General features: G+C 62.4%; 20 protein-coding genes. 7 read left to right on the top strand and 13 right to left on the bottom strand.

The features are described 5' to 3' along the window. The first annotated feature begins 7 nt into the window (after positions 1–7). Together P3T17_RS32725 and P3T17_RS32720 are read left to right on the top strand one after the other, a co-directional pair. Positions 8–1108 carry a sensor histidine kinase gene (locus P3T17_RS32725; RefSeq protein WP_429410933.1) on the top strand — a complete coding sequence of 367 codons (1101 nt, stop codon included), beginning with the start codon at positions 8–10 and terminating at the stop codon, positions 1106–1108. 41 nt (positions 1109–1149) lie between these two features. Further along, a complete protein-coding gene (locus P3T17_RS32720; protein ID WP_429410931.1) occupies positions 1150–2016 on the top strand; it encodes a LytR/AlgR family response regulator transcription factor in 867 nt (288 codons plus the stop codon). Positions 2017–2085: 69 nt separating this feature from the next. On the opposite strand, the gene P3T17_RS32715 is transcribed toward P3T17_RS32720, so the two are convergent. The 7 genes from P3T17_RS32715 to katE all read right to left on the bottom strand — a co-directional run bounded on the left by P3T17_RS32715 (position 2086) and on the right by katE (position 12751). Continuing rightward, entirely contained in the window at positions 2086–3114 is a 1029-nt protein-coding gene (locus tag P3T17_RS32715) for a sulfonate ABC transporter substrate-binding protein (RefSeq protein WP_429410929.1), read from the bottom strand. A gap of 175 nt (positions 3115–3289) precedes the next feature. Next, positions 3290–3826 (bottom strand): carboxymuconolactone decarboxylase family protein, encoded by a 537-nt coding sequence (locus P3T17_RS32710; RefSeq protein WP_429410927.1) that lies wholly within the window; start codon positions 3824–3826, stop codon positions 3290–3292. Positions 3827–3979: 153 nt separating this feature from the next. After that, positions 3980–5110 (bottom strand): hybrid sensor histidine kinase/response regulator, encoded by a 1131-nt coding sequence (locus tag P3T17_RS32705; RefSeq protein ID WP_074268486.1) that lies wholly within the window; start codon positions 5108–5110, stop codon positions 3980–3982. 9 nt (positions 5111–5119) lie between these two features. After that, complete coding sequence (locus P3T17_RS32700; RefSeq protein WP_429410925.1) at positions 5120–5752, bottom strand: chemotaxis protein CheB; 633 nt, start codon at positions 5750–5752, stop codon at positions 5120–5122. 48 nt (positions 5753–5800) lie between these two features. Continuing rightward, positions 5801–6655 carry a CheR family methyltransferase gene (locus P3T17_RS32695; RefSeq protein WP_074269450.1) on the bottom strand — a complete coding sequence of 285 codons (855 nt, stop codon included), beginning with the start codon at positions 6653–6655 and terminating at the stop codon, positions 5801–5803. Between the two features lie 17 nt (positions 6656–6672). Then, on the bottom strand, positions 6673–10257 hold the full coding sequence (locus tag P3T17_RS32690) for a response regulator (protein ID WP_429410923.1): 3585 nt from the start codon (positions 10255–10257) through the stop codon (positions 6673–6675). Between the two features lie 379 nt (positions 10258–10636). Then, positions 10637–12751, bottom strand: a complete 2115-nt coding sequence (gene katE, locus P3T17_RS32685) for a catalase HPII (RefSeq protein ID WP_429410921.1) — start codon at positions 12749–12751, stop codon at positions 10637–10639. 276 nt (positions 12752–13027) lie between these two features. Between katE and P3T17_RS32680 the strand changes: the two genes are divergently transcribed. Then, positions 13028–13414: a hypothetical protein gene (locus P3T17_RS32680; protein ID WP_429410919.1), complete on the top strand. Its 387-nt coding sequence runs from the start codon at positions 13028–13030 to the stop codon at positions 13412–13414. A gap of 26 nt (positions 13415–13440) precedes the next feature. Then, positions 13441–13641, top strand: a complete 201-nt coding sequence (locus tag P3T17_RS32675; RefSeq protein ID WP_429289019.1) for a hypothetical protein — start codon at positions 13441–13443, stop codon at positions 13639–13641. Between the two features lie 27 nt (positions 13642–13668). Here the strand turns inward: P3T17_RS32675 and P3T17_RS32670 are convergent, their stop codons facing one another. Both P3T17_RS32670 and P3T17_RS32665 read right to left on the bottom strand, forming a co-directional pair. Continuing rightward, positions 13669–13938, bottom strand: a complete 270-nt coding sequence (locus P3T17_RS32670; RefSeq protein ID WP_074268489.1) for a hypothetical protein — start codon at positions 13936–13938, stop codon at positions 13669–13671. Between the two features lie 490 nt (positions 13939–14428). Then, entirely contained in the window at positions 14429–14629 is a 201-nt protein-coding gene (locus tag P3T17_RS32665; protein ID WP_429410917.1) for a CsbD family protein, read from the bottom strand. 917 nt (positions 14630–15546) lie between these two features. Here P3T17_RS32665 and P3T17_RS32660 point away from each other — a divergent pair. Further along, on the top strand, positions 15547–16029 hold the full coding sequence (locus P3T17_RS32660) for a hypothetical protein (protein ID WP_429410914.1): 483 nt from the start codon (positions 15547–15549) through the stop codon (positions 16027–16029). Positions 16030–16138: 109 nt separating this feature from the next. Here the strand turns inward: P3T17_RS32660 and P3T17_RS32655 are convergent, their stop codons facing one another. Both P3T17_RS32655 and P3T17_RS32650 read right to left on the bottom strand, forming a co-directional pair. Further along, the gene (locus P3T17_RS32655; RefSeq protein ID WP_074269455.1) at positions 16139–16942 is read right to left on the bottom strand and encodes a MipA/OmpV family protein; all 804 of its coding nucleotides are present in this window, start codon (positions 16940–16942) and stop codon (positions 16139–16141) included. 375 nt (positions 16943–17317) lie between these two features. Then, complete coding sequence (locus tag P3T17_RS32650; RefSeq protein ID WP_429289021.1) at positions 17318–18208, bottom strand: LysR family transcriptional regulator; 891 nt, start codon at positions 18206–18208, stop codon at positions 17318–17320. 184 nt (positions 18209–18392) lie between these two features. On the opposite strand from P3T17_RS32650, the gene P3T17_RS32645 reads away from it, so the two are divergent. Both P3T17_RS32645 and P3T17_RS32640 read left to right on the top strand, forming a co-directional pair. Beyond that, a complete protein-coding gene (locus tag P3T17_RS32645) occupies positions 18393–19118 on the top strand; it encodes a pirin family protein (protein ID WP_429410911.1) in 726 nt (241 codons plus the stop codon). A 217-nt stretch (positions 19119–19335) separates the two neighbouring features. Next, positions 19336–19515, top strand: coding sequence for a hypothetical protein (locus tag P3T17_RS32640; protein ID WP_367946975.1), 180 nt, complete (start codon positions 19336–19338; stop codon positions 19513–19515). A gap of 47 nt (positions 19516–19562) precedes the next feature. Here the strand turns inward: P3T17_RS32640 and motB are convergent, their stop codons facing one another. Continuing rightward, positions 19563–20540 carry a flagellar motor protein MotB gene (gene motB / locus P3T17_RS32635; protein ID WP_074268494.1) on the bottom strand — a complete coding sequence of 326 codons (978 nt, stop codon included), beginning with the start codon at positions 20538–20540 and terminating at the stop codon, positions 19563–19565. Positions 20541–20561: 21 nt separating this feature from the next. Continuing rightward, a complete protein-coding gene (gene motA / locus P3T17_RS32630) occupies positions 20562–21431 on the bottom strand; it encodes a flagellar motor stator protein MotA (protein ID WP_074268495.1) in 870 nt (289 codons plus the stop codon). Between the last annotated feature and the right edge of the window lie 286 nt (positions 21432–21717).

Below are 21717 nucleotides of genomic sequence, written 5' to 3'. Positions count from 1 at the left end.
CCGCCGCATGCCTACGTATCGTGTCGTTTTCGGATGGCTTTGGCGTGAGCTGAGAATCACCCTTCTCATCTCGCTGGCGGCCACATTCCTGTTCGGCCCGTTTTCGGACAGCGCGTTTGTCCCGGATCTGATCTACACCTTCACCGTCGCGCTATGCATTCAGGCGTTGATTGAAGCGGGCCGCTATGGTTTGTCGGCCAGCTTCATGCGTCGCGGCGCCGCGCGCCCGACCGGGGTGTCGCCCGAGAGCGCCGCCGCCCAGCGCCCCTGGCCGGGGTGGGGGCTGATGGTGCCGTGGATCGCAATGTCCGCCGTCGTGGGCTATCTCGGCGGCCACACGCTCGGCGATCTGCTGACCGGCACGCATCACGCGCCGCTTGGCTTCCTGCGCAATTTTCAGTCGCTGCTGCCGTCACTTTTGCCGACGTTTGCGCTTGCGATCGGTTGTACCTACTTTTTCTATGCGCGTGGCCGGCTTGCCGCCACCGAAGCGCAAGCAGAAGCCGCGCGGCGCGCCGCCGTCGAAAATCAGCTCAGACTGCTGGTCTCGCAACTCGAACCGCATATGCTGTTCAATACGCTGGCCAACCTGCGCGTGCTGATCGGCCAGGACCCGCAACGGGCGCAGGCCATGCTCGATCACCTGAACGGTTTTCTGCGCGCCACGCTCGATGCCTCGCGCTCGGATTCGCACGCGCTCTCCGCCGAGTTTGCGCGAATCGGCGATTACCTCGAGCTGATGCAGGTTCGCATGGGGCCGCGTCTCACCGGAAAGCTCGATCTGCCCGACGAATTGAGCAGCCTGCCCGTGCCGCCGCTGCTGCTGCAACCGCTCGTCGAAAACGCGATCAAGCATGGGCTCGAGCCGAGCGTGGCCGGCGGCCGGATCGAAGTTGCGGCACGGCGCGACGGCCAGGAGTTGTTGCTGAGCGTGCGCGATACCGGCGTGGGGCTCGGCGCGGTGCCCGCGCATGGCAGCCGCTTCGGCATGCAACAGGTGCGCGAAAGGCTCGCCGCGCTGTACGGCAGCGCGGCCTCCCTTGAATTGACCACGCCCGATGACGGCCTCGGCGGCGCGCTTGCTGTCGTGCGCATTCCGGTCACCTGAGCAGCGCGAACGGCCTGAGCTGACTGCGCGCCAACCTATCCATGTCCACTTCAACCATGATGAACGCCACCGCCCTGATCGCCGAAGACGAACCTTTGCTGGCCGCCAACCTGCAAGCCGAGCTAGCCCGCTTGTGGCCCGAACTGCGTATCGTCGCGAGTGTCGGCGACGGTTCGTCTGCGCTTCAGCAGGGTCTCGCGTTGCAGCCCGACCTGTTGTTCCTCGATATCCGCATGCCGGGGATGAGCGGGCTGGATGCCGCGCAGGCACTGGCCGAGGATTGGCCCGATACGGGCCGTCCACTGCCGCTACTGGTGTTCGTCACGGCGTACGATGAATATGCGCTGCGCGCCTTCGAACGCGCGGCGCTCGACTATGTCCTGAAGCCGGTGCAGACCGAGCGGCTGGCGAAGACCTGCGCGCGCCTGCAGGCAGCGTTGCAGGCACGTGAGCAACCGCAGGCCGCGCAAGCGGGGCTCGCGCCGATGATCGATCAGTTGCGTGCGTTGTTCGGTGCCGCGGGGCAAGAGGTGCCAGGCGCGTCGGCTGCAACCGGTCTGGCAGCCGCAGCCACGGTTAGCGCACCGTTGCGCATGATCCAGGCAAGCGCCGGCAACACGATCACGATGGTCCCAGTGGGCGACGTGCTGTACTTCGAGGCAGCGGACAAATACGTCCGGGTCATCACGGCCGAGCGAGAGCACCTGATTCGCACCTCGCTGCGCGAACTGCTGCAGCAACTGGATTCGCAGCAATTCTGGCAGATCCATCGCGGCACGGTAGTGCGTGCCGACGCGATTGCCAGCGCCTCGCGCGACGAGTCGGGCAAGCTCACGCTCAGCCTGCGCGACCATGCGGCAAAGCTAAGCGTGAGCCGGCTCTACGCCGACCAGTTCAAGGGTATGTAGCCCGGCGGCGGATGCTCGCCGCAGACGTTCATATTCGTTTGCAGCGAGGCACCGTCGCCTCGCTGCCACTCACCCAACCGTATTCCAGCGCGCATCCGCGACCGTCAGTTTCTTTGGAATCAGCTTGAGATCGGTGAACGTATCGGCAATCTGCTGCTGATACGCCAGCGTCGCATCGGTGATCGGTTGCACGCCGTAACCGGCGCGTCCCAGCGCGACTTCGAGTGTGGCCGCGTCGAGACCCACCAGCGGCGACAACTGCGCCGCCACGGCAGGGATGTTATTGCGGCCCCACTCGTCGACCTGATTGAGTTCGTCGAGCAGCGCATGCAATACCTGGGGCTGCGCCTGGGCGAACTTGCGGGTGGCGACGTAATACTGGGTGTTGCGCACAATCCCGTCTCCGTTGGTCAGGACACGTGCGTTTGCCTGACGTTCGATAGCCGCGAGATACGGATCCCAGATCACCCACGCGTCGACGCTGCGCTGGACAAATGCCGCACGCGCGTCGGCGGGCGTCAGATAAACCGGCTGGATGTCGGTGTACGCCAGACCGGCGCGCTGCAGCGCCTTGACCAGCAGAAAGTGAACATTCGAGCCGCGGTTCAGCGCGACCTTTTTGCCGCGCAGATCGGCCACCGTGCGGATCGGCGAATCCTGTTGCACTACCAATGCTTCGCCTTTGGGCGCAGGCGGTTCGTTGGCGATATAGACAAAGTCCACGCCTGCAGCCTGCGCAAAAATGGGCGGCGTTTCGCCGACCGTGCCGACGTCCACCGCGCCCGCATTCAATCCTTCGAGCAGTTGAGGCCCGGCGGGAAATTCAAGCCATTGCACGCTCACGCCTTGCGGCGCGAGCTTCTTTTCGAGCGTGCCACGGGCCTTCAGGACGACGAAGTTGCCGTATTTCTGGAAGCCGATGCGCAGCGTCTTCGAGTTGCCCTCGGCCAGCGCGGCCTGACTCGACAGCAACACGCCTGCGCCACCGGCAAGAACGGCACCCGTCCCGGCTGCTAGCGCCGCGGCGGCTTTCAGAATCGAGCGGCGGCTCGAATCGACCGGCTGCAGGTTGCGGATAGAGTGTCCTGATGAAGCCATATGCGTCCTCTGGTGGTTCGTAGCGGCTCGTCCGGCCGCAAATGCGGCGGCGCCATCGCCGCGGCGCTCCCTAGGATAAGGACGTGCCACCGCGCAGCGAACCAATCATTACGCATATGCAAAGCATGGCGGGTGGGAAAGGCGGCAGGCGGCACATGCCGCCTGCCGTCCTGCTTTACGGCGCTGCCGGGAAATCCAGCGTCGTGTCGTTCACCCGGTTCACGAGGTTGGTGAAGGTGATGGACGTGATGGCGAGAATCACTTCGACCACCTGCTGTTCGCTGTAGCCGGCCGCGCGCACTGCATCGAGCTCATCTGCGGGAACCGTACCGTGCGTAGTTACGAGCGTCCGTACGAAGCGCACCAGCGCATCGCGCTTCGCGTCGCCGGTTTCGGCGCCTGCACGCACCTGCTTCATGGTGCCCTGCGACAGGCCGGCGAACTTGCCCATCAGCGTGTGAGCGGCGAGACAGTAATCACAGCCGGCCACTTCGCTGACAGCGAGCTTGATCACTTCGATATCGGACTTCGCCAGGCTGCTGCTCGCCAGCACGGCTTCCACACCGAGAATCGCGCCAAGCGCGGCGGCGCTGTGCGTGCCGATAGTCGCGTAAGCGTTAGGCACCTTGCCGGCGGCCTTCTTGATCTTCGCGAACACTTCAGCGGTGGCGCCAGTCGCTTCTTGAGGGTTGATGGTAGAAAGACGGGACATGATCGACTCCTTGAGGTCTGGGTTTATCTGCTAGCCATGTCGTATGGCATGGAAGTCAGTGTAGCCAGTCTCAGCGAGTTAATTAATGCCACAATCGAGCAATTTTATGCTCAAACGTCTCATCGAATCAGAGAGTTGCTCCGACGTCCGGGTCTAATAATGCCCGCTCAACGATCCCCGCCCACGCGTGGTCGTGCGCGGCAGTTCGATGGAAAACACCGTTCCGCGCGCCTCATCCGACTGCATGCTGACCTCGCCGCCGTGCATCTGGACGATCTCCCGCACGATGTGCAGGCCAAGGCCCAGGCCTTCGCGCGGCCGCCCGCCGACGCCGCTCGAACCGAACGCCTTGAACAGATGCGGCACGACGTCCGCTGGTATCACGCCGCCGTTCGTGACGCTCAGCTTAATCGTCTCATCGTTGCTGGCGTCGACCTTGACGATAATGCTGCAGCCGGGCTCACCGTGATGCAGCGCGTTGTTGATCAGGTTGGAGATGGCTTGCCACATCAGATCGGTATCCCAACGGCCGGCCGAATTCCCCTCGCTCAGAAAAAAGATCCGGTCGGCGCCCTTGTGCGTGGCGAATTCGTCGATCACCGATTTGCACAGCGCCGCCAGCTCGGTCGAACGCGGTTGCAGTTGCAGCCGCCCGCCTTGCAGGCGTGCCAGGTTGAGCAGCTGATCCACCATGCGCGCCATGCGCAGCGAACTGCTCTTGATGCGCGTGGCGGTCGTGGTCACCTGCTCGCTCCCCCCCACGCGCATCAGATACTCCGCCGAAGCCAGCACCGCGCCGAGCGGCGTGCGCAGATCGTGGCCGAGCACCGCCATCAGCATTTCGTTGGCTTCGAGCATCTGACGCGTCGTCACCAGTTGCGCGGCGAGCTGGCGCTTCTGCTGTTCGAGCTGCACGAAAACATCCACCTTCGATTGCAGGATGCGCGGGTCGAACGGCTTGTAGAGAAAGTCCACGGCGCCGGCTTCGTAGCCGCGAAACGTGCGCGAGGCGTCCTGCGCGGTTGCCGTCAGAAAGATGATCGGCACATGCGAGGTACGCGGGCTGCCGCGCATGAGCGCGGCCAGCTCGAAGCCGTTCATGCCCGGCATGTTGACGTCGAGAATGGCCAGCGCCACTTCGTGTTTGAGCAGCAGGTCCAGTGCCGCCGTGCCGGAATCGGCCACCAGCAGGTTGATCTCCGGCCGCGTCAGCGACGCCTGAAGCGCCATGATGTTATGCGCGATGTCGTCGACGATCAGAATGTTGACAGTGGGATTCGTCATGGCATCGGGTCAGGATTCACGTTCAATAAAAGCGGGCAGCCGCGCAAGGCGACGCGCCATTGTAGAGGGAGTCAAAATTTCGTCTGCAACGCCGCGCTCGATCGCGGCGCGCGGCATTTCCGGTGATGAAGCCGTATCAGGCGCCTGAACCCAGGCGGCACCGCCTAACGCGCGCACCGTTGCGAGGCCGCGCACGCCGTCTTCGTTGGCGCCTGAGAGCAGCAGCGCAAGCAGCCGCTCGCGATACACCCAGGCGGCCGATTCGAACATCACGTCGATCGATGGCCGCGAAAAACGCACGGCCGCCTCCGTGGACAGCGCCACCGTGCGGTCGTCTTCAACCAGCATGTGATAGCCGGGCGGCGCCACGTAGACGCGGCTCGCGAGAATACGCTCACCCGCGTCGGGTTCGAGCACCGGCAGCGTACTGCGATGGCTGAAGGTCTGCACGAGGTAACTGAGCGGATCGGCGGGAAGATGGACGACCACCATCACGGCAGCGGAGAAGTCGCCCGGCAGCGCGGCCAGCAGGCCGTTCAGGACGTCGATGCCGCCCGCCGAGGCGCCGATCGCCACCATCTCGAACGCGCGCGCGGGCGTCGAAGCGGCCTGGCGTTTCGCGGTAGGAGGTTGTGCGCGCATAGGCAGTCGCATCAGGATCGGCTGAACGATGTTGGCATGGCGGCGGCGTCAGCGCTTCTGGTAGATACGCTCACGCTGACAAAACTCGTCAAACGCTTCGTGCTGACTCGAGAAACGCAGGCTTTCCTTGCTACCCAGACCAAGGAAGCCGCGCCGCACGAGGGCGCGCTGAAACAATCCTAGCGCGCGGTCCTGCAGCGCGCGGTCAAAATAGATCATAACGTTGCGGCACGATACCAGATGTGCCTCAAGGAACACTTCGTCAGTCGACAGGCTGTGATCGGCGAACACCACCCGGTCTTTCAGGGCGCCGGCAAAGCGCGCGCCGCCGTAGGCCGCGTGGTAGTAGTCGGACAGCGAATGCTTGCCGCCCGCGGCCAGGTAGTTCTGCGTAAAGCCGGCGATCCGGTCGAGCGCGTAGATGCCCGATTCGGCGCGCGCCAGCGCGTCGGGGTTGATGTCGGTCGCGTAGAACAGCGTGCGCTCGGTCAATCCCTCTTCGTCGAACAGGATCTTCAGCGACCACAGTTCCTCGCCGGTGCTGCAGCCGGCCACCCATACCTTGACGGAAGGATAGGTCCGCAGGACCGGCATTACGTGCTGGCGCAGCGCCATGAAATAGGCCGGATCGCGAAACATGTCGCTCACCTGCACCGTCAGGTACTGGAACAGGCGCGCGAACTCGGCGCCGTTGCGCATGATGCGGTCCTGCAACTGCGAGAGCGTGGTGAGACCGAACTCGTCCAGCGCCTGGGTCAGCCGGCGGCGCAGCGACGACATCGCGTAATGGCGAAAGTCATGCTGGTACTTCAGATAGATCGCCTCCAGCAGCAGCCGCAATTCGATATCGAAATCGCTGATGCGCGGCGGCCGGATCTCTGGCGCGGACGGGTTGCTTTTCATCGCACGGTTCTCTGCCACTAGCGTTGCCGCAGCCAGACGCGGCAGAGCGCGACCAGCTTGTCGACATCGATCGGCTTCGAGATGTAGTCGTCCGCCCCCGCTTCCAGGCAGCGCACCCGGTCGTTCGCCATCGCCTTGGCGGTCAGCGCGATGATCGGCAGATGGGCGAAGCGCGGATTGCGGCGGATCTCCGCCATCGCGGTCAGGCCGTCCATCTCCGGCATCATGATGTCCATCAGTACCAGATCGACTTCCGCCTCCCGGTCCAGCAATTCAAGCGCTTCACGGCCGTTGCGCGCAATCTGCAGCCGCGCGCCGAGCGGTTCGATTACGTGCGACAGCGCGAAGATATTGCGTACGTCGTCTTCGGCGAGCAGGATGCTGCGGCCTTCGAACGCGTTGTCGCGTTGCCGCACGGTGCGCAGCATGCGCTGCTGCTCCGGCGCGAGCGACGACTCCACGCTATGCAGGAACAGCGTGACTTCATCCAGCAGACGCTCCGGCGACTTCGCCCCCTTGATGATGATCGACTTCGAATAACGGCGCAGGCGGTGTTCATCCTCGCTCGACAGCATCCGGCCGGTGTAGACGATCACCGGCAGCGCCAGATAGGCGGTGTCGAGCGCGAGCCGTTCCAGCAGGTCGTAACCGGTGCCATCCGGGAGCGCGAGATCGGTCACCACGCAGTCGAAACTGCCGGCCGCCAGTTCGTCGAACGCGGCGGCAAGCGTCGCCACCGCCACGATCTCCGTATTGGCGCTTTGCAGCAAAGCGCGGATGCTTTCGCGCATGGGTGTGTCGTCTTCGATCACCAGCACGCGTTTGAGGCGCTGCTGCAGACGCGCCTCGAGGCGGCGGATCGCCGCTTCCAGGGTCGAGCGTGCAGTCGGCTTCAGCGTGTAGCCGATCGCGCCCAGATGCAGCGCCTTGTCTGCGTGATCGGTGGCCGAGACAATGTGGATCGGAATGTGGCGCGTGAGCGGGTCGTTCTTCAGCCACTCAAGCACCGTCAGGCCCGAACGGTCCGGCAGGCCGACGTCGAGCAGCACGGCAGCCGGCCGCATGTCGCGCACGAGGGCGACGCCGCTGGTGGCATCGGTGGCGTGCACGAAGTCGAAGTCGAGCTCGTGCGTCAGATCGCGCAGAATCTCGGCGAACGTCGGATCGTCCTCGATCGCGAGAATCACCCGGCCGCCGCGCGCCCGCTGATGCCGGTCGTCGTCGATCGGCGCGCGGCTGATTTCCTCGGCGCCATTCAGCGCCGCGCCGGCTTCGGCAAACGCGGCGGGTCGATGCGTGTTCGGGGCGATAGCGCCGTTCGCGCTTGAGGCGCTAACGGCGGTGGGCGAAGCAGGTGATGGGGACGACGAGCTGTGAGCCGTCTTTGGCACCGCGGTAGGGGCGACTTGCCGCGACGGCTCGTCGTGCTGTTGGTCGGTATTGGCGGACACCGCGCCGCTGGCATCCACCGGCAGCCACAGCGTAAACACACTGCCCTTGCCCAGTTCGCTCGTCACCGAAATGCGGCCGCCCAGCAGCCGCGAGAATTCGCGTGAAATCGACAGACCGAGGCCGCTGCCGCCGTAGTGCCGGCTGGTGGAACCGTCGGCCTGCTGGAAGGCTTCGAAAATCAGTTCGAGCTTGTCTGGGGCGATACCGATTCCGGAATCGCGCACATCGAAACGCAGCATGCCGCTCTCGGCCAGCGTCACGCTAAGCGAGACCTCGCCGCGTTCGGTGAACTTCACCGCATTCGACAGAAGGTTGCGCAACACCTGCACCGCGCGTTGGCTATCCGTGACGATCATCTCCGGTACGTCTTGCGCGCGCTCGAAGCTGAGCTTCAGATGCTTGGCGGAAGCCATCGGCGTGAAAGTCTCGCGCAGCGCCTGCAGGGTGGCGTCGAGCGAAACCGTTTCGAGTTCGATGCTGATCTGACCGGCTTCCACCTTCGACAGATCGAGAATGTCGTTGATCAGCACCAGCAGATCGCTATTGGACGCATGAATGGTCTCCGCATAGCGCACCTGCTCTTCGGTCAGATTGCCCGTGCGGTTCTGCTGCAGCAGCTTGGCAAGGATCAGCGAACTGTTCAGCGGCGTGCGCAGTTCGTGCGACATGTTGGCGAGAAACTCGGACTTGTAGCGGCTCGCCTGTTCCAGGCGTGCCGCGTTGGCCGAGAGCTCGTCTTGCGCGCGGATCAGATCGGCCTTTTGCCGCTCGAGCCGCTGCGCGTATTCCTCGAGCTGCACATTGGTCTGCTCGAGTTCGGCCTGCTGGTTTTCGAGCCGCGCCTGCGACTCCACCAGCGCCCGGCCGCGCTCCTCGAGCCCTTCGTTCGAGACGCGCAGCTCTTCCTGCTGAACCTGCAATTCTTCATTCAGTTGCTGCGTTTCGATCAGCACGTCCTGCAGACGCTCGCGGTACAGCGCCGCCTCGAGAAAATCGCCCATGCCGCCCGCGATCAGTTGCAGCAGTTCGTGATCGCGCTCGACCAGCGCCCGGACGAAACCGAGTTCGACCACGCCGTTGACGACGCCGTCGTTCTCGATAGGTAGCACGATCAGGTTTTTCGGCGGACTCATGCCGAGGCCGGAGACAACCTTCACATAATCGTCAGGGACGTCCTGCAGAAAAATGGTGCGGCGCTCGAGCGCAGCCTGGCCAATCAGGCTTTCGCCGCTTTGAAAATGCTGGGTGGCTTGTTCATTTTCGGGCGTATAGCCATAAGAAGCGGCGCGGCGCAGCGCGCCGGTATCCTTTTCGCGCACATAGAGCGCAGCCACCGCCGCCCCGAGATACTGGCCGAGAAACTCGAGCATCGCGCGGCCGACGAGCGATGGCGTGACCTGCCCCACCACCTTCTCCGCCAGCAGCCGCTGACCCGAGCGCAACCAGACCTGCTGCTGCAATACCTCGGTCTGCAGGTCCTGCTCCTTGAGGACGCCGTCGTAGGTGGCGGAGAGAGCCAGCAATTCACGCCGCCCCATCCAGGCCAGCAGGCCGCTGACCAACAGACTGAAGAACAGGAAGGCGGTGACCAGCGTGGTCGTGACACTGCGCGCCGCTGCAGCGCGCTCCTGCCGCAAGCGCAGCTCGACGTTAAGAAATTCGGCGAACTCGTTGCGCGTTTCGTCGAACTCCATCTTGCCTCGGCCGCTCACAAGCTCCGGCTGGAAGTTCACGTTCTTGCGCCGCAGATCGATCACCTGTTGCGCGTAACGATCCCATTGAGCCTGCACGGCCTCGATCTGCTTGAGGCGATCGACCTGCGGAGGATTGTCGGAGACCATTTCCTCCAACGATTTGATCTCCGTATGGAAGCGCGCCTGACCCACCTCGTACGGCGCGAGAAAGTTCTCGTCGCCGGTAATCAGAAAGCCGCGCATCGCAGATTCGCGATCGACCGCGAGACGCAGCATCTCATTGGCGTCGCCGATTACCCGCTCCGAGTGTTCGGCCCAGTTCATGGTATTGACGAGGTATGCGATCAGCGCGACGAACAGCGCCGCGGTCAGAAGACCGACGCCTAGTGGCAGCGCGATGTTACGACGGATGATGCGGCGAAATCGATCTTGATCGACAGCAGTGAAGGCGGGCATTTTTTCTATGTTTCGTCTGGTCAGCTTGCTCGGCTCGGCAATTTCGACTGATGTACCGCCACCACAAGATACGTTGCGGCTGTCATGCTGCAAAAACGGTAGCCGGACGCAACGCAAGGCCTTGGGAAGCGCACGCGGTTTGCCTTCTCACCGCGCGGCGGCCTCGTATCATACAGCGACAGTACGGTTTCGATCCATGCGGCCTGCCCGTGCGCGGCAAGCCGCGTGTTGGCGGTTCGGTCGGACAGGCGTGAGCAGCAAGCAGCGTGCCCAACCACGGCATGCGTCGCTCGCTGTTGCCATCAGCGGAGGCAAGGATGGTGCTTGCGCTAGCGCCTCTGCCTCTGCCTCCGCTCCCGCTTGCGCTGGCCTCGCCGCCTCAGGCCGGCACCGACTCCGCCATCGCCGCGCGCGACCAGACCCGATGCTGTTCTGTCGCAGCAACGAATGCCTTCAGCACCTGCGCGAGCTGTTTGTCGTCGCCGGTCGCCACGCCGTCGGCATTCTCCGGCAAGTGCGCCGCCGACAACACGTCACGCCCCGCGCCCAGCGCCGCAATCGCCTTGAGATGCTTGAATGCTTCGAGTACGAAATGCCGTGCGTCGCCCGATTGCGCGAGCGCTTTCGCACCCGCCTCGCCGCCTGCGACGACGATCGCGTCGAACATGATCGACGGCATGCCGGCAATCGTCGCATCGGGTTGCAGGTCACCGATAGCGGCGAGAGTCGGCGCTATCAATAGCGGCGTGGCGCCTTCGTCGCGCAGGGCCTGCTGGAGTTTGCCCAGCGACGCGACGTCCGAGCCCGGCGCTGCCAGCAAGGCAATCTTGCGCGTCTTGATGCCCGGTTTTACACGGTTGAGCAGGCTCAATGCCGGTGAGGTCTCCGGTTCCGACGCAACCGGCGCCTTGCCCTTTTTCGGCGCAGGCAGGCCCAGGCCAGTCGCCACCTTGGCTGCCAGGTCCGCGTCGAAGTTGGCGAGGATCTGGTTCACCACGCGCTCGCGAATCTCCGGCTTCGTGACCTTGCCGAGTTCGAACTGGTAGGCGGCCGCAATGTGTTCTTTCTCGACCTCCGACATGCTGCGGTAGAACAGCGCGGCCTGCGAGAAGTGATCGGCAAACGACTCGCTGCGCACGCGAATCTTCGCGCCGTCAATGCGCTCGTGATAGCTTTCGAAGCCACCGTCCGCCGCGGCAGGATCGGTTTCCTTCGGCCAGCCGCCGTTCAGCGAGTTCGGCTCGTACGAAGCCTGACCGACATTGATCGCCTGACGGTGCATCGCGTCACGCTGGTTGTTCTGGAACGGGCATACAGGACGGTTGATCGGAATCTCGTGGAAATTCGGTCCGCCCAGTCGGCTGATCTGCGTATCCGTGTACGAAAAGAGTCGCCCTTGCAGCAGCGGATCGTTGCTGAAGTCGATGCCCGGCACGACATGGCCCGGATGGAATGCCACCTGTTCAGTCTCGGCGAAGAAGTTGTCGGGGTTGCGGTTCAGCGTCATCTTGCCGATGATTTTCACGGGCACCCGCTCTTCGGGAATCAGCTTGGTCGGATCGAGCAGATCGAAGCCGAAGCTGTTTTCATCTTTCTCCTCGACGATCTGCACGCCGAGTTCGAACTCCGGGAAATTGCCTTGTTCGATGGCTTCCCACAGATCGCGCCGGTGAAAATCAGGGTCCTTGCCGGCGAGTTTTTGCGCCTCGTCCCACAGCAGCGAGTACGAGCCGAGCACCGGACGCCAGTGAAACTTGATAAAGCGCGATTTACCCGCCGCATTGACGAAGCGGAACGTGTGAATGCCGAAGCCTTCCATGGTGCGCAGGCTGCGCGGAATCGCGCGGTCCGACATGGTCCACAACACCATGTGGGCGGACTCGGGCACTAGCGACACGAAGTCCCAGAAGGTATCGTGCGCCGATCCGCCGGTCGGCATTTCGTTTGGCGCTTCCGGTTTGACCGCGTGGACAAAGTCCGGAAACTTGATGGCGTCCTGGATGAAGAACACCGGCATGTTGTTGCCCACCAGGTCGTAATTGCCTTCCTGTGTGTAGAACTTGACGGCGAAGCCGCGCACGTCACGCACGGTATCGGCAGAGCCGCGCGGTCCCTGCACGGTCGAAAAACGCACATATACCGGCGTCTGCACCGATGGGTCCTGCAGGAACGCAGCCTTGGTGTACTCGCTCATCGACTCGTACACCTGAAACACACCGTGCGCGGCCGAACCGCGCGCATGCACGATCCGTTCGGGAATCCGCTCGTGATCGAAGTGCGTGATCTTTTCACGCATGATGAAATCTTCGAGCAGCGACGGACCGCGCGGACCGGCGCGCAAGGTGTTCTGGTTGTCGGCGATCTTCACGCCCTGATTGGTTCTGAGCGCCTCGCCATCGGGGCGCAGGCGAAACTGTTCGAGATCCTGTGTCTTGGGATCGGAGCCCGTGGTCGTGCGGCCGGCGGGCTGCCGGTTGTTCGATTTACCTGCCATGGGGAAACTCCTTGCGTACGGCGCGACCGAGCGAAACGTCGGCTTGGCGCGGACCTTCGGTTCAGCAAGCGATGTTCCCAACGGCACGTGCGGAGCGGCGCTTTTGTCGATTCGGGAAACGCCTGGATCGACCCCGATTGCACAAATTACTGTATGAATGTACAGTGTCTTCTCTTACCTTTCCGGGCCGTCGGCATCGGTAGCGCGTGATGCCGGCGTCTGATAATCGGGCAGCGTCCGGTCTGCCACAACGTGCGGCAAATAGATGGAGAAGACATGCTGCGATCTCTGAGCGCGGGAGTTGTGCTGCTTGTAGTCGCCACAACTGTGGCGGCAGCTGCGCCATCAACTGCCGCAGCAGGCGCGCATTATGTGGAAGTCTGGAATCCGCCGGAAGCGCGCATCGCTTCGCCGGTGGCAGCGGCCAGATCCAGGGTAAAGCCGGGTAAAACCGCGCTGCTGGCGCGGAGCATGGGCAAAGCTGCTGCGCCACACCGCATTGCGGAGCGACTGTCCAAGGCTTCGACTACAAGGCGTGTGGGTATCGACGCCGCAAAGAAGACCACCAGTCCGCGCTTTATCGACATTCCGCGCATCTTGACACCCGAAGGCAACGTGCTACAGGTGAGCACCGGTCGCATGGCTGTTTCCGTGGTGCGATGACGCTGGCTATCCACGCGCGGCAAAAGATGGAACCTGAAACCTACAAGGGCTATGCGATCTGGGGCCATGCCATCGTCCAGGACGGCGGGTACGCGTCCAGCGGCACGATCACGCACGGCACAAAGCTGATCGAAGGATCAGGGATTCTGGGCAATTTCGAAACGGACGAAGAAGCACGCCTCGCGGGACTCGACTGGGCTCGAGCGTGGGTCGACAGTCACGGATAGCGAACGCGAGGGCCGCGACTGTGTAACCTAGGGTTGGATGAGCGCAAAACTGTCGCGCCCTGAGTACCCCATAAAGTTGTCGATCAGCAGCAACAGGTCTGCCTCATCAGGCCTCGTGCCCCACCGGCTATGTCCGGAAATCGACGCAATCGCAAACCATGAATGCGGCGGAAACCATTCGGCATGCACAGTGCGCTCGCCGATGATGCGCAGACGCCCGGTATCGCAAAGATACTCGGCGCGAACCGTTTCTCCTGACACCACCTTGCTGGCAGTAATCGGCGCAGGCTCAAACATGGCGTCCTCCCGTTTGTGGATCCCTGTTGTTCAAATCGTGTGCATAGCTTTTTGGGTTCCCCCTAGCGGTTCAATTCCGCGTGGTGCTGGTCCGGGCCTAACCAGGCCCGCAACGGCAACGCGCGCGTCAGCCGTCGGGGGTTATAAGGCAAGTTTTGTGCCGATTCGATCAACTGACCGTCTGGCGGTCTTTTGCCCAAACGTCAGTTTTTTGGCCTGCATGCTTGTGTGGCGAGCCGCCCGTCTTGTGTGCCAAAGCGAGCAAATCGGCACTGCTTCGGTGCGCACCGCAGCGGTACTTTAAAGGGAGCCATTATTAGTACGGTATCCGAATCAATTGTCGGACGATGCGGGGCTGCGATAGCGTCGAACAGACGTTTGATCGGACACTGATACAAGCGACAGAGGGCGGCCACGTCAAGACGCGACCGCCCTCAGCGGTGAAATACGGTTACGCCCCGTTCAACCCTGCACGGGGCTTACACCGCGATCAGTGGGTGCGCTTTGCGGGGTGCTTCGCCGCATCCTTGGCTTCTTCGCGCGCATCGCCCATGTCCTTACGGGCCTGACCCATGCCCTGCTGGACATCGCCCTTCATTTCGCGGCCGACGTTCCCAGTGGCCTTCCCCGCCACCTCGTTGACCTTGCCCTTGGCCTTTTCAGCAACGCCCTTCACCTGGTCCTTGTTCATGACGTCCTCCAAAAGTGCGACTTGTGTCGCGACGTTCATCACGCCGCAAGCAGTGTTCCTGCTATCGGGGAATTTTCAGCTTGCCTTCCTGGCGTGTAGCGCTCCACTTCAACCCTGGTGCGATTCCCCCGCCGCGCCGGAATTGCAGGCTTTTTGACTCGACCAGACGCCCCGGTTGCCCGCAATTCAATGAAATGCGCCGCCAATTCCCCTCGTTTCGCCGGATCACATTTACTGCATCGCCTTTACACTGTTTTCCATGGGCACGACGAATCACTAAGCCCATACGCGGTCTTCCCCCCGCGTTGTTTTGACCGTACCTGTAGAGCAGCACGTAGAGTAGTTCGTAGAGTAGACCGGCAGGTTGCAGTAGAAACGGCAGTTGCTTGTACGCAGTACGTAGTCGTAGCACGCTCCAGCATCAGGCAGTACGCTCCAGCATCACGTTGTCCGTAGTAACGCGGTCGCAGTCCGCAGCACGCAGTTGCAATACCGGTAGCAGAGCAGCACCGCAGTAGCGCATCGACGAAGCGCTCTCGCATCAGATGCAATGAAAGCAACAGGGGTTTGCAGCAAAAGAAGGTAAAGGACCGAAGGACCACGTCTCAAGCAGTTTGAAGTGCAACAGCGTTGTTTTGATGGGAACCACGTCGGCAAGCATCCACGCGCCTGTGCGACTCTTCCATCCTGTCCGGCCCTGTCCCCCGTGGGACAGGGCTTTTTTTTCGGCCTCGGCCGCGTCACACCTTGACACAACTGCCCCGGTCAAGCGTCTCAAAATTTAAGGCTATCTTAATTGTTGCTTGCGATGATGCTGACACGACGCACCTACAAGGATGCGAATTGTCCCGCCGGTACGCCGTCTGCAAGAAGCTTCTCTGGCGAACCGAGCGTTACAGAACGAGGTTAAAACCGTCATGCCGAACAAATCGCAAAGCCGCAAACGCAATCAGCCTGCCATGTCGCCGCTGCTGCGCGCCCTCACGTTTAGCCGGGCCGCGCACGAGCCGGTCACGCAGGCGATGCTCCTGCAGTGTTATACCGCCCTCGATGCGTTCAAACGCGGTCACGGCTCACGGGATCTGTTTATGACTCTCGGCCGGCATTTTCTGGTGTCCGAAGAGCTTTGCCGTCTGGGACTCGAGCCGCAAGGTCTCGAGTACATTGAGAGCGCACACGGCGCGATGGTGCAGCTCGACGCCGCAGAGCATCAGCAAGGCTGTTGGGCATTGGGCGAGGACGAGTATCTGCGCGTGTGCGCGGCGCTGTCGATTCTCGATGCGCAACTGTCCGCCGCTTCGCTCGAAACGATTGCACGCGCCGAAGCCCGCATGGTGGAAGGTCTGATGAGAGCGGGCCGGAAAGAAGCAGTCGCCGAAGCGCCGACCACCGTCTGCTAGGACCGCGGCCGGAGGTGGGTCGCGCCGGGTGCTTTGTAGCAACCGGTTCGCGAGCGACTGCAGGCCGCGCGAGGGCTCAAGCCGGAGCCCGCGCGCGCAGCAAGCTCGCTCAGAACTGGTAATTGATCGACAGATCCAGCACCCCGTTCGACGAGCGCTGCGTGACAGGACTATGCGCCGCGCTGCCGACCAGTTGCTCCAGCGCAAAGTCGCACGCCGCAAACCAGTGCTTCTGGAAGAACCAGATCGCACTGACGCCGAAACCCGCCGACTTCAGACCCGCACTCGCGTGATAGTACGAGTACTGGGATTCGGCGGCCTGCTGCTGGTCGATGCCGAACCAGGCGTTCATGTATTTGGAATCGGCGAAGGTCAGACTCGGCCCTGCAAACCAGAAAAACGTCTTCGAACTGCCAGGCAGCGGCATATAAGCGCCGACGTCGCCGATCCAGCCATTCGAACCGCCGAAGCTGCGCCGGATATCGGCGCGCAGCACCATTGGAAAACTCTTCGATATGACGTAGTCGCCGGCCAGTTTCAGTTCCGGGGCGGGGTTGATGTTGCCAAGGCCGTGCAGATGCTCGTCGTCGTCCTGACCGCGCCGTCCCAGGTCATAGGCAACCGCAAGGCTGATCCGCCAGTTCTGGCCTTGTGCCACATTGGCGCCGAAGCCTTCGCCGGTCGAAGCAAAATACAGATCGCTATAGCGAATGTCGATGCTCGGGCCGCCCTCGAAGTGATATCGATCGGCGCCGTCATAGCGCGGCTGGAAGGCGCCGGCGATACCGACCGCCGCTTGCCACGTGGGAATTTCCGGTTCCATCAATTTTTCCAGCGGCACCCCCGCCGAATATTGCCATTCCTGCAAAGGTGCCGGCGTTTGAGCTTTGGCTGGCGTCGCGATCACGCTCATGCCGGCGACAGTGGCAGCAACCAGCCATGGCGTTGCGGCCGCTTTTTTGTTGGAACGGCTCCGGGCCGCCCGCGTTATATGTCCGTTCGACACCCATCCTCCGATCGCGCTGGTCGCGAATGAATTGACTGGCCGCTTTCCAGATCCCGCGGGGCTGTATCGATTGCCACGCAGCCATGCCTGGGCATGTAATTCTTTCAGCGGCTGGTACATATGAGTTGGCGGATGGCGGCATTCGATGTCGCCGCTGGCCGAACTTGCCGGCTGCGACGACTTCTGGCCCCATCCTGCCAATATCTGCAAGGCTCGACGAGTGCAATATCCGGGCCTGATCGAAACGTCGAGCGGTCGGGCCCGTCGATTTGCGTCACTCCCTCAGTGAGTCAAAGTCTTCGCTAGTTGCTCGCGCAGAAATGCGGTGAATGACTGGATCGTAATCGAGCTTTGCCGATGCTGCGGATAGACTGCAAAAAGCGCGGTTGCACGCGGCAGAAACGGTTCCAGTACGGGGACGAGCTGACCGGCCTTAAGCGCGGCGGAGACGATGAAATCCGGCAGGCGCGCAATGCCGAGCCCCGCAAGCGCCGCATCGCGGATCAATTCGCCGTTGTTGGCACGCAGCGGTCCGTGCACCTCTACGGCCTTGTGTGCGCCGTCCAGCACGAACTCCCAGCTCGCTGGGCCGCCGTGTCCATACAGAAGACAGGCATGCCGCTCAAGCTCGGCCGGCGCGGCAGGCGTACCGCGCCGGCGCAGGTACTGCGGGCTGCAGCAGACCACCATCCGGACTTCCGCGAGCTTTTGCGCGATCAGCGTTGAATCGGCCAGCGTGCCGATGCGGATTGCCATGTCGAACCCCTCGCCCACCACGTCGACGGTGCGATCGCTCAACTCCATGTCGAAGCGCACGTCTGAATGTTTCTTCAGGAACATCGCCACCAGCGGCGACAGATGGACCATGCCGAACGACATCGGCGCGCTCACCCGCAGCAGCCCATGAGGTGACGCCCGCCGCAGCGACATGGCCTGCTCGGCCTCTTGCACCTCACCGAGAATGCGTTTGGCCCGCTCGTAGAACTCCTGGCCGAGTTCGGTGACGGCAAGCTTGCGCGTGTTGCGGATCAGGAGCCGCACGCCGAGTGCCTCTTCGAGCGCCATGACGCGGCGACTGACGAACTGCTTCGACAGCGACAGCCGGTTGGCTGCGGTAGTGAAGTTGTGCGCGTCAACCGTGGCGACGAAAATCCGCATGTCATCGAGTTGCATGGGCTCGCTCCTGGGTGTTGATCATGGTCGCCCGTCTGTGGTGTCGCCTGCCGCCCCATTGTCAACCGTGGAGAGACAGTGTTTCTGATTACGTCACGATTATAAGCACATTGATTGACGTAAACTGCTCTAAATGGATCACGGACGACAACCCTCTCCGGATCGCACATCAAGGAGAAAGAACATGCTCGACATCAGACACGCCAATCAACGCGGCCGCGCGGAGCACGGCTGGCTTAGTTCGCGTCATACGTTTTCCTTTGCCAACTATCACGACCCGAAGCAGAACGGCTTTTCGGATCTGCTGGTGATCAACGACGACCGCGTCGCGCCGTCGAAAGGCTTCGGCACGCATCCGCACCGCGACATGGAAATCTTCTCGTACGTGCTGGAAGGTGCGCTGGAACATAAGGACACGATGGGCACCGGCTCGGTGATCGTTCCCGGCGACATCCAGTTGATGAGCGCGGGCACGGGCGTCGCCCATAGCGAGTACAACCACTCGCGGAGCGACTCTGTGCACTTCCTGCAGATCTGGATTGCACCGGCGCTCAAGGGCACGCCGTCGCGTTATCAGCAGAGCCGTTTCGGCGACGCGGAAAAGCGCGGTGCGCTGCGCCTCGTGATCTCGCCCGATGGTGCGAAGGAGTCGCTGGTGGTGCAGCAGGACACGCGCGTTTATGCCGGACTGTTCGACGGCGACGAGAGCGCCCGGCTGGAACTGGCGGCTGACCGGTATGCGTATGTCCACGTGGCGCGCGGCAGCGTCGACGTGAACGGTCAGACGCTCGGTGAAGGCGACGGTGCACGGGTCCGCAATGAACAGGTTCTGACGTTCTCACAGGGTCACGACGCCGAAGTACTGGTGTTCGATCTGCGTAACATCGAGATGTCGGAACTCTGGTCCTGAGCGCCGCGCGGCGAACGCACGAATTGCATCCGTTATTACCTGCTGTTCCCGTCATGGCGGCATATTTGACTGAACTACGATGGCTCTGTGGCTTCCATGAAGCTACGTCCAGTACGTGGGCCTGATCGTGTCAATATGCCGCCGCCTGACGGGAAGAGTTGATCGATACGGGGATGCAGTCTGCACGCCGCTTGATAAAGGATCGGCCGTGGATATCATGAAAATTGCCAGAGCAGCGGGTTTGCAGATTCTGCTCGATGCTCGGATTGGCCGTGAAACCTATCACAGCGTGAGTGGATCGCTGCTTTCGTTGCAGCGCTTCGCAGAGGCGGTTTGCGCCGCTCAGGCGGATGAGTTTGCGCAGCAGCAGGAAGCCTCGGCAGCACACGAAGCATAAACAGCCAGGGTGGCGATCTCGCATCGCCGCCCTGGGGTTTAGACGCATTACGGCGCGCTGATCTTGCCGGTTTGTTCCTTTGTCAGCGCTGCGGGCAACACCCCGCTCGCGGCCGCTGCTTCGTCGACCGTGGTGCGGCCACCGTCGCGGAAAAACGCCTGCACCGCAGCGTTGTTCAACACGAGAATGCTGATGCGGCGGTTGGTCGGTTCGTCGGCGACGTTTCTGTCCAACGGCAACACGTCAGCCAGTCCGCGCACCTGCAACAGTTTGTCCTCCCTCAAGCCCCCTGCCACCAGCGCGCGCCTTGCGGCGTTGGCGCGGTCGCTGGAAAGCTCCCAGTTCGAATAGCCGGCGGTGCCGCCCGAGTAAGGCACGGCATCTGTATGGCCGGCAATCGACACGCGATTGTCCACGTCGTTGAGCGACGCGCCGATCTGCTGCAGGATCGTCAGCGCGTAATCCTCCAGTTTCGAACTACCCGAGGCGAACATCGGCCGCTTCAGCGAATCGACGATCTCGATGCGCAAACCTTCGTCGGTGATCGACAGGCGAATCTGCTCCTTGTAGGCGCGCAACGATGGCGTCTGTTCGATCAACGCACCGATTTTCGCCTTGAGCTGCGCAAGCCGCTGCGCATCCATCTGCATGGCGGGCGGGCTGACCGTAGGCGGGGCGGGCTGGACCTGACTCTTGTGCGCCACGCCCGGCCGGCTGTCCGAGGCGTCGCGTCCGCCGCCTTGCACCACGCTCGGCCGCGCCGCACCGGTGCCTTCCTTGCCGCCCAGCAAGGTGGAAAGCGGCGTGTTGAAGTAATCCTCGATGCCCTCTTTGTCGTACTGCGAGGTCGAGCCCAGCAGCCACATCAGCAGAAAAAACGCCATCATGGCCGTCACGAAGTCGGCATAGGCGATCTTCCATGCACCACCATGATGGGCCTCGTGTGCCGCACCCTTGCGCAGACGCCGCACCACGATGGGCGCCGACGCTTCCCCCGCGCTACCGCCCGACCGGTTCTCAGCCATGACTCGTCTCCCTCATCCTGGTCAGGCCGCCTTCGGCATTTTGGTGGCGCGCACCGCGTCTTCGAGCTCCTTGAAGCTCGGCCGGTCCGCGGTAAACAGCACCTTGCGGCCGAACTCCACCGCAACGGGCGGCGCGTAGCCGCTCATCGAGGCGAGCAGCACGGCCTTGACGCACTGAAACGGTTTGGCGGCGGCGCGACCCTTCGCGTTGAGCAGGTCGGCGAGCGGCCCGATGAATCCGTACGCGAGCAGAATGCCAAGGAAAGTGCCCACCAGCGCACCGGCGATCATCTCGCCAAGCACCGCGGGTGCGGCTCCCACCGAGCCCATCGTATGCACCACGCCCATCACCGCGGCGACAATCCCGAACGCCGGCAGCCCATCGGCCATCTTCTGGATCGCATTGGCCGCGACGGAGGCCTCCGCGTGATGCGTCTCCAGTTCCTCGTCCATCAGGTCCTGCATTTCGAGCGCGTTCACGTTGCCGCTCGACATCATGCGCAGATAGTCGACGATAAAGTCGAGCAGATGATGGTCCTGCAGAACATGCGAATACTTCTGGAACAGCGCACTTTGTTCGGGCGCCTCGACATCCGCCTCGAGGGACATCATGCCTTCCTTGCGTGCCTTCTGGAGCAGTTCAAACAGCAGCGCGATCAGTTCGAGATATTTCTCTTTCGTATAACCGCCGCCCTTGAAGCAGGTAGGCAAACTCTTGAGCGTCTTTCTCAGCGTCGTGACCGGATTGCTGACGACAAACGCCCCTATCGCCGCACCGAAAATACACAGGAGTTCGAATGGTTGAACCAGGGCAGGAAGATGTCCTCCTACGCCGATAAAACTACCGATCACCGACCCCAACACCAATACCCATCCAATCGCAACAAACATGGCCTCTCCGTTTCAAACGCGGATTTAAACTGCTGCACTTCCACGCCGGACCAGTTCGTTCAGCGTAGCGGTGCCCCTCTCGATAATCCGCACCGGAGCAGGCGCGCGTGGCTGCGCCTCTCCGGAGAGATTCTATGTTCTTGATTGGTGCAAGCCTGATTGACCTGCGCCGAGTGCATGTAACGGCGCATTTCCGGTTTGCTTGAACCCAGGATTTCTCCGCGCAGAAGAAATGTTCCACCCGGTTAATAGCTCTGTTTTCGGCAGCGCAGCGAATTTCTTAAGC

The organism is Paraburkholderia sp. GAS82 (assembly GCF_050436285.1).
Taxonomy (GTDB): Bacteria; Pseudomonadota; Gammaproteobacteria; order Burkholderiales; family Burkholderiaceae; genus Paraburkholderia; species Paraburkholderia phenazinium_B.
The sequence above is the reverse complement of the archived record's forward strand: the minus strand, read 5'-3'. Positions and strand labels throughout refer to the sequence as shown.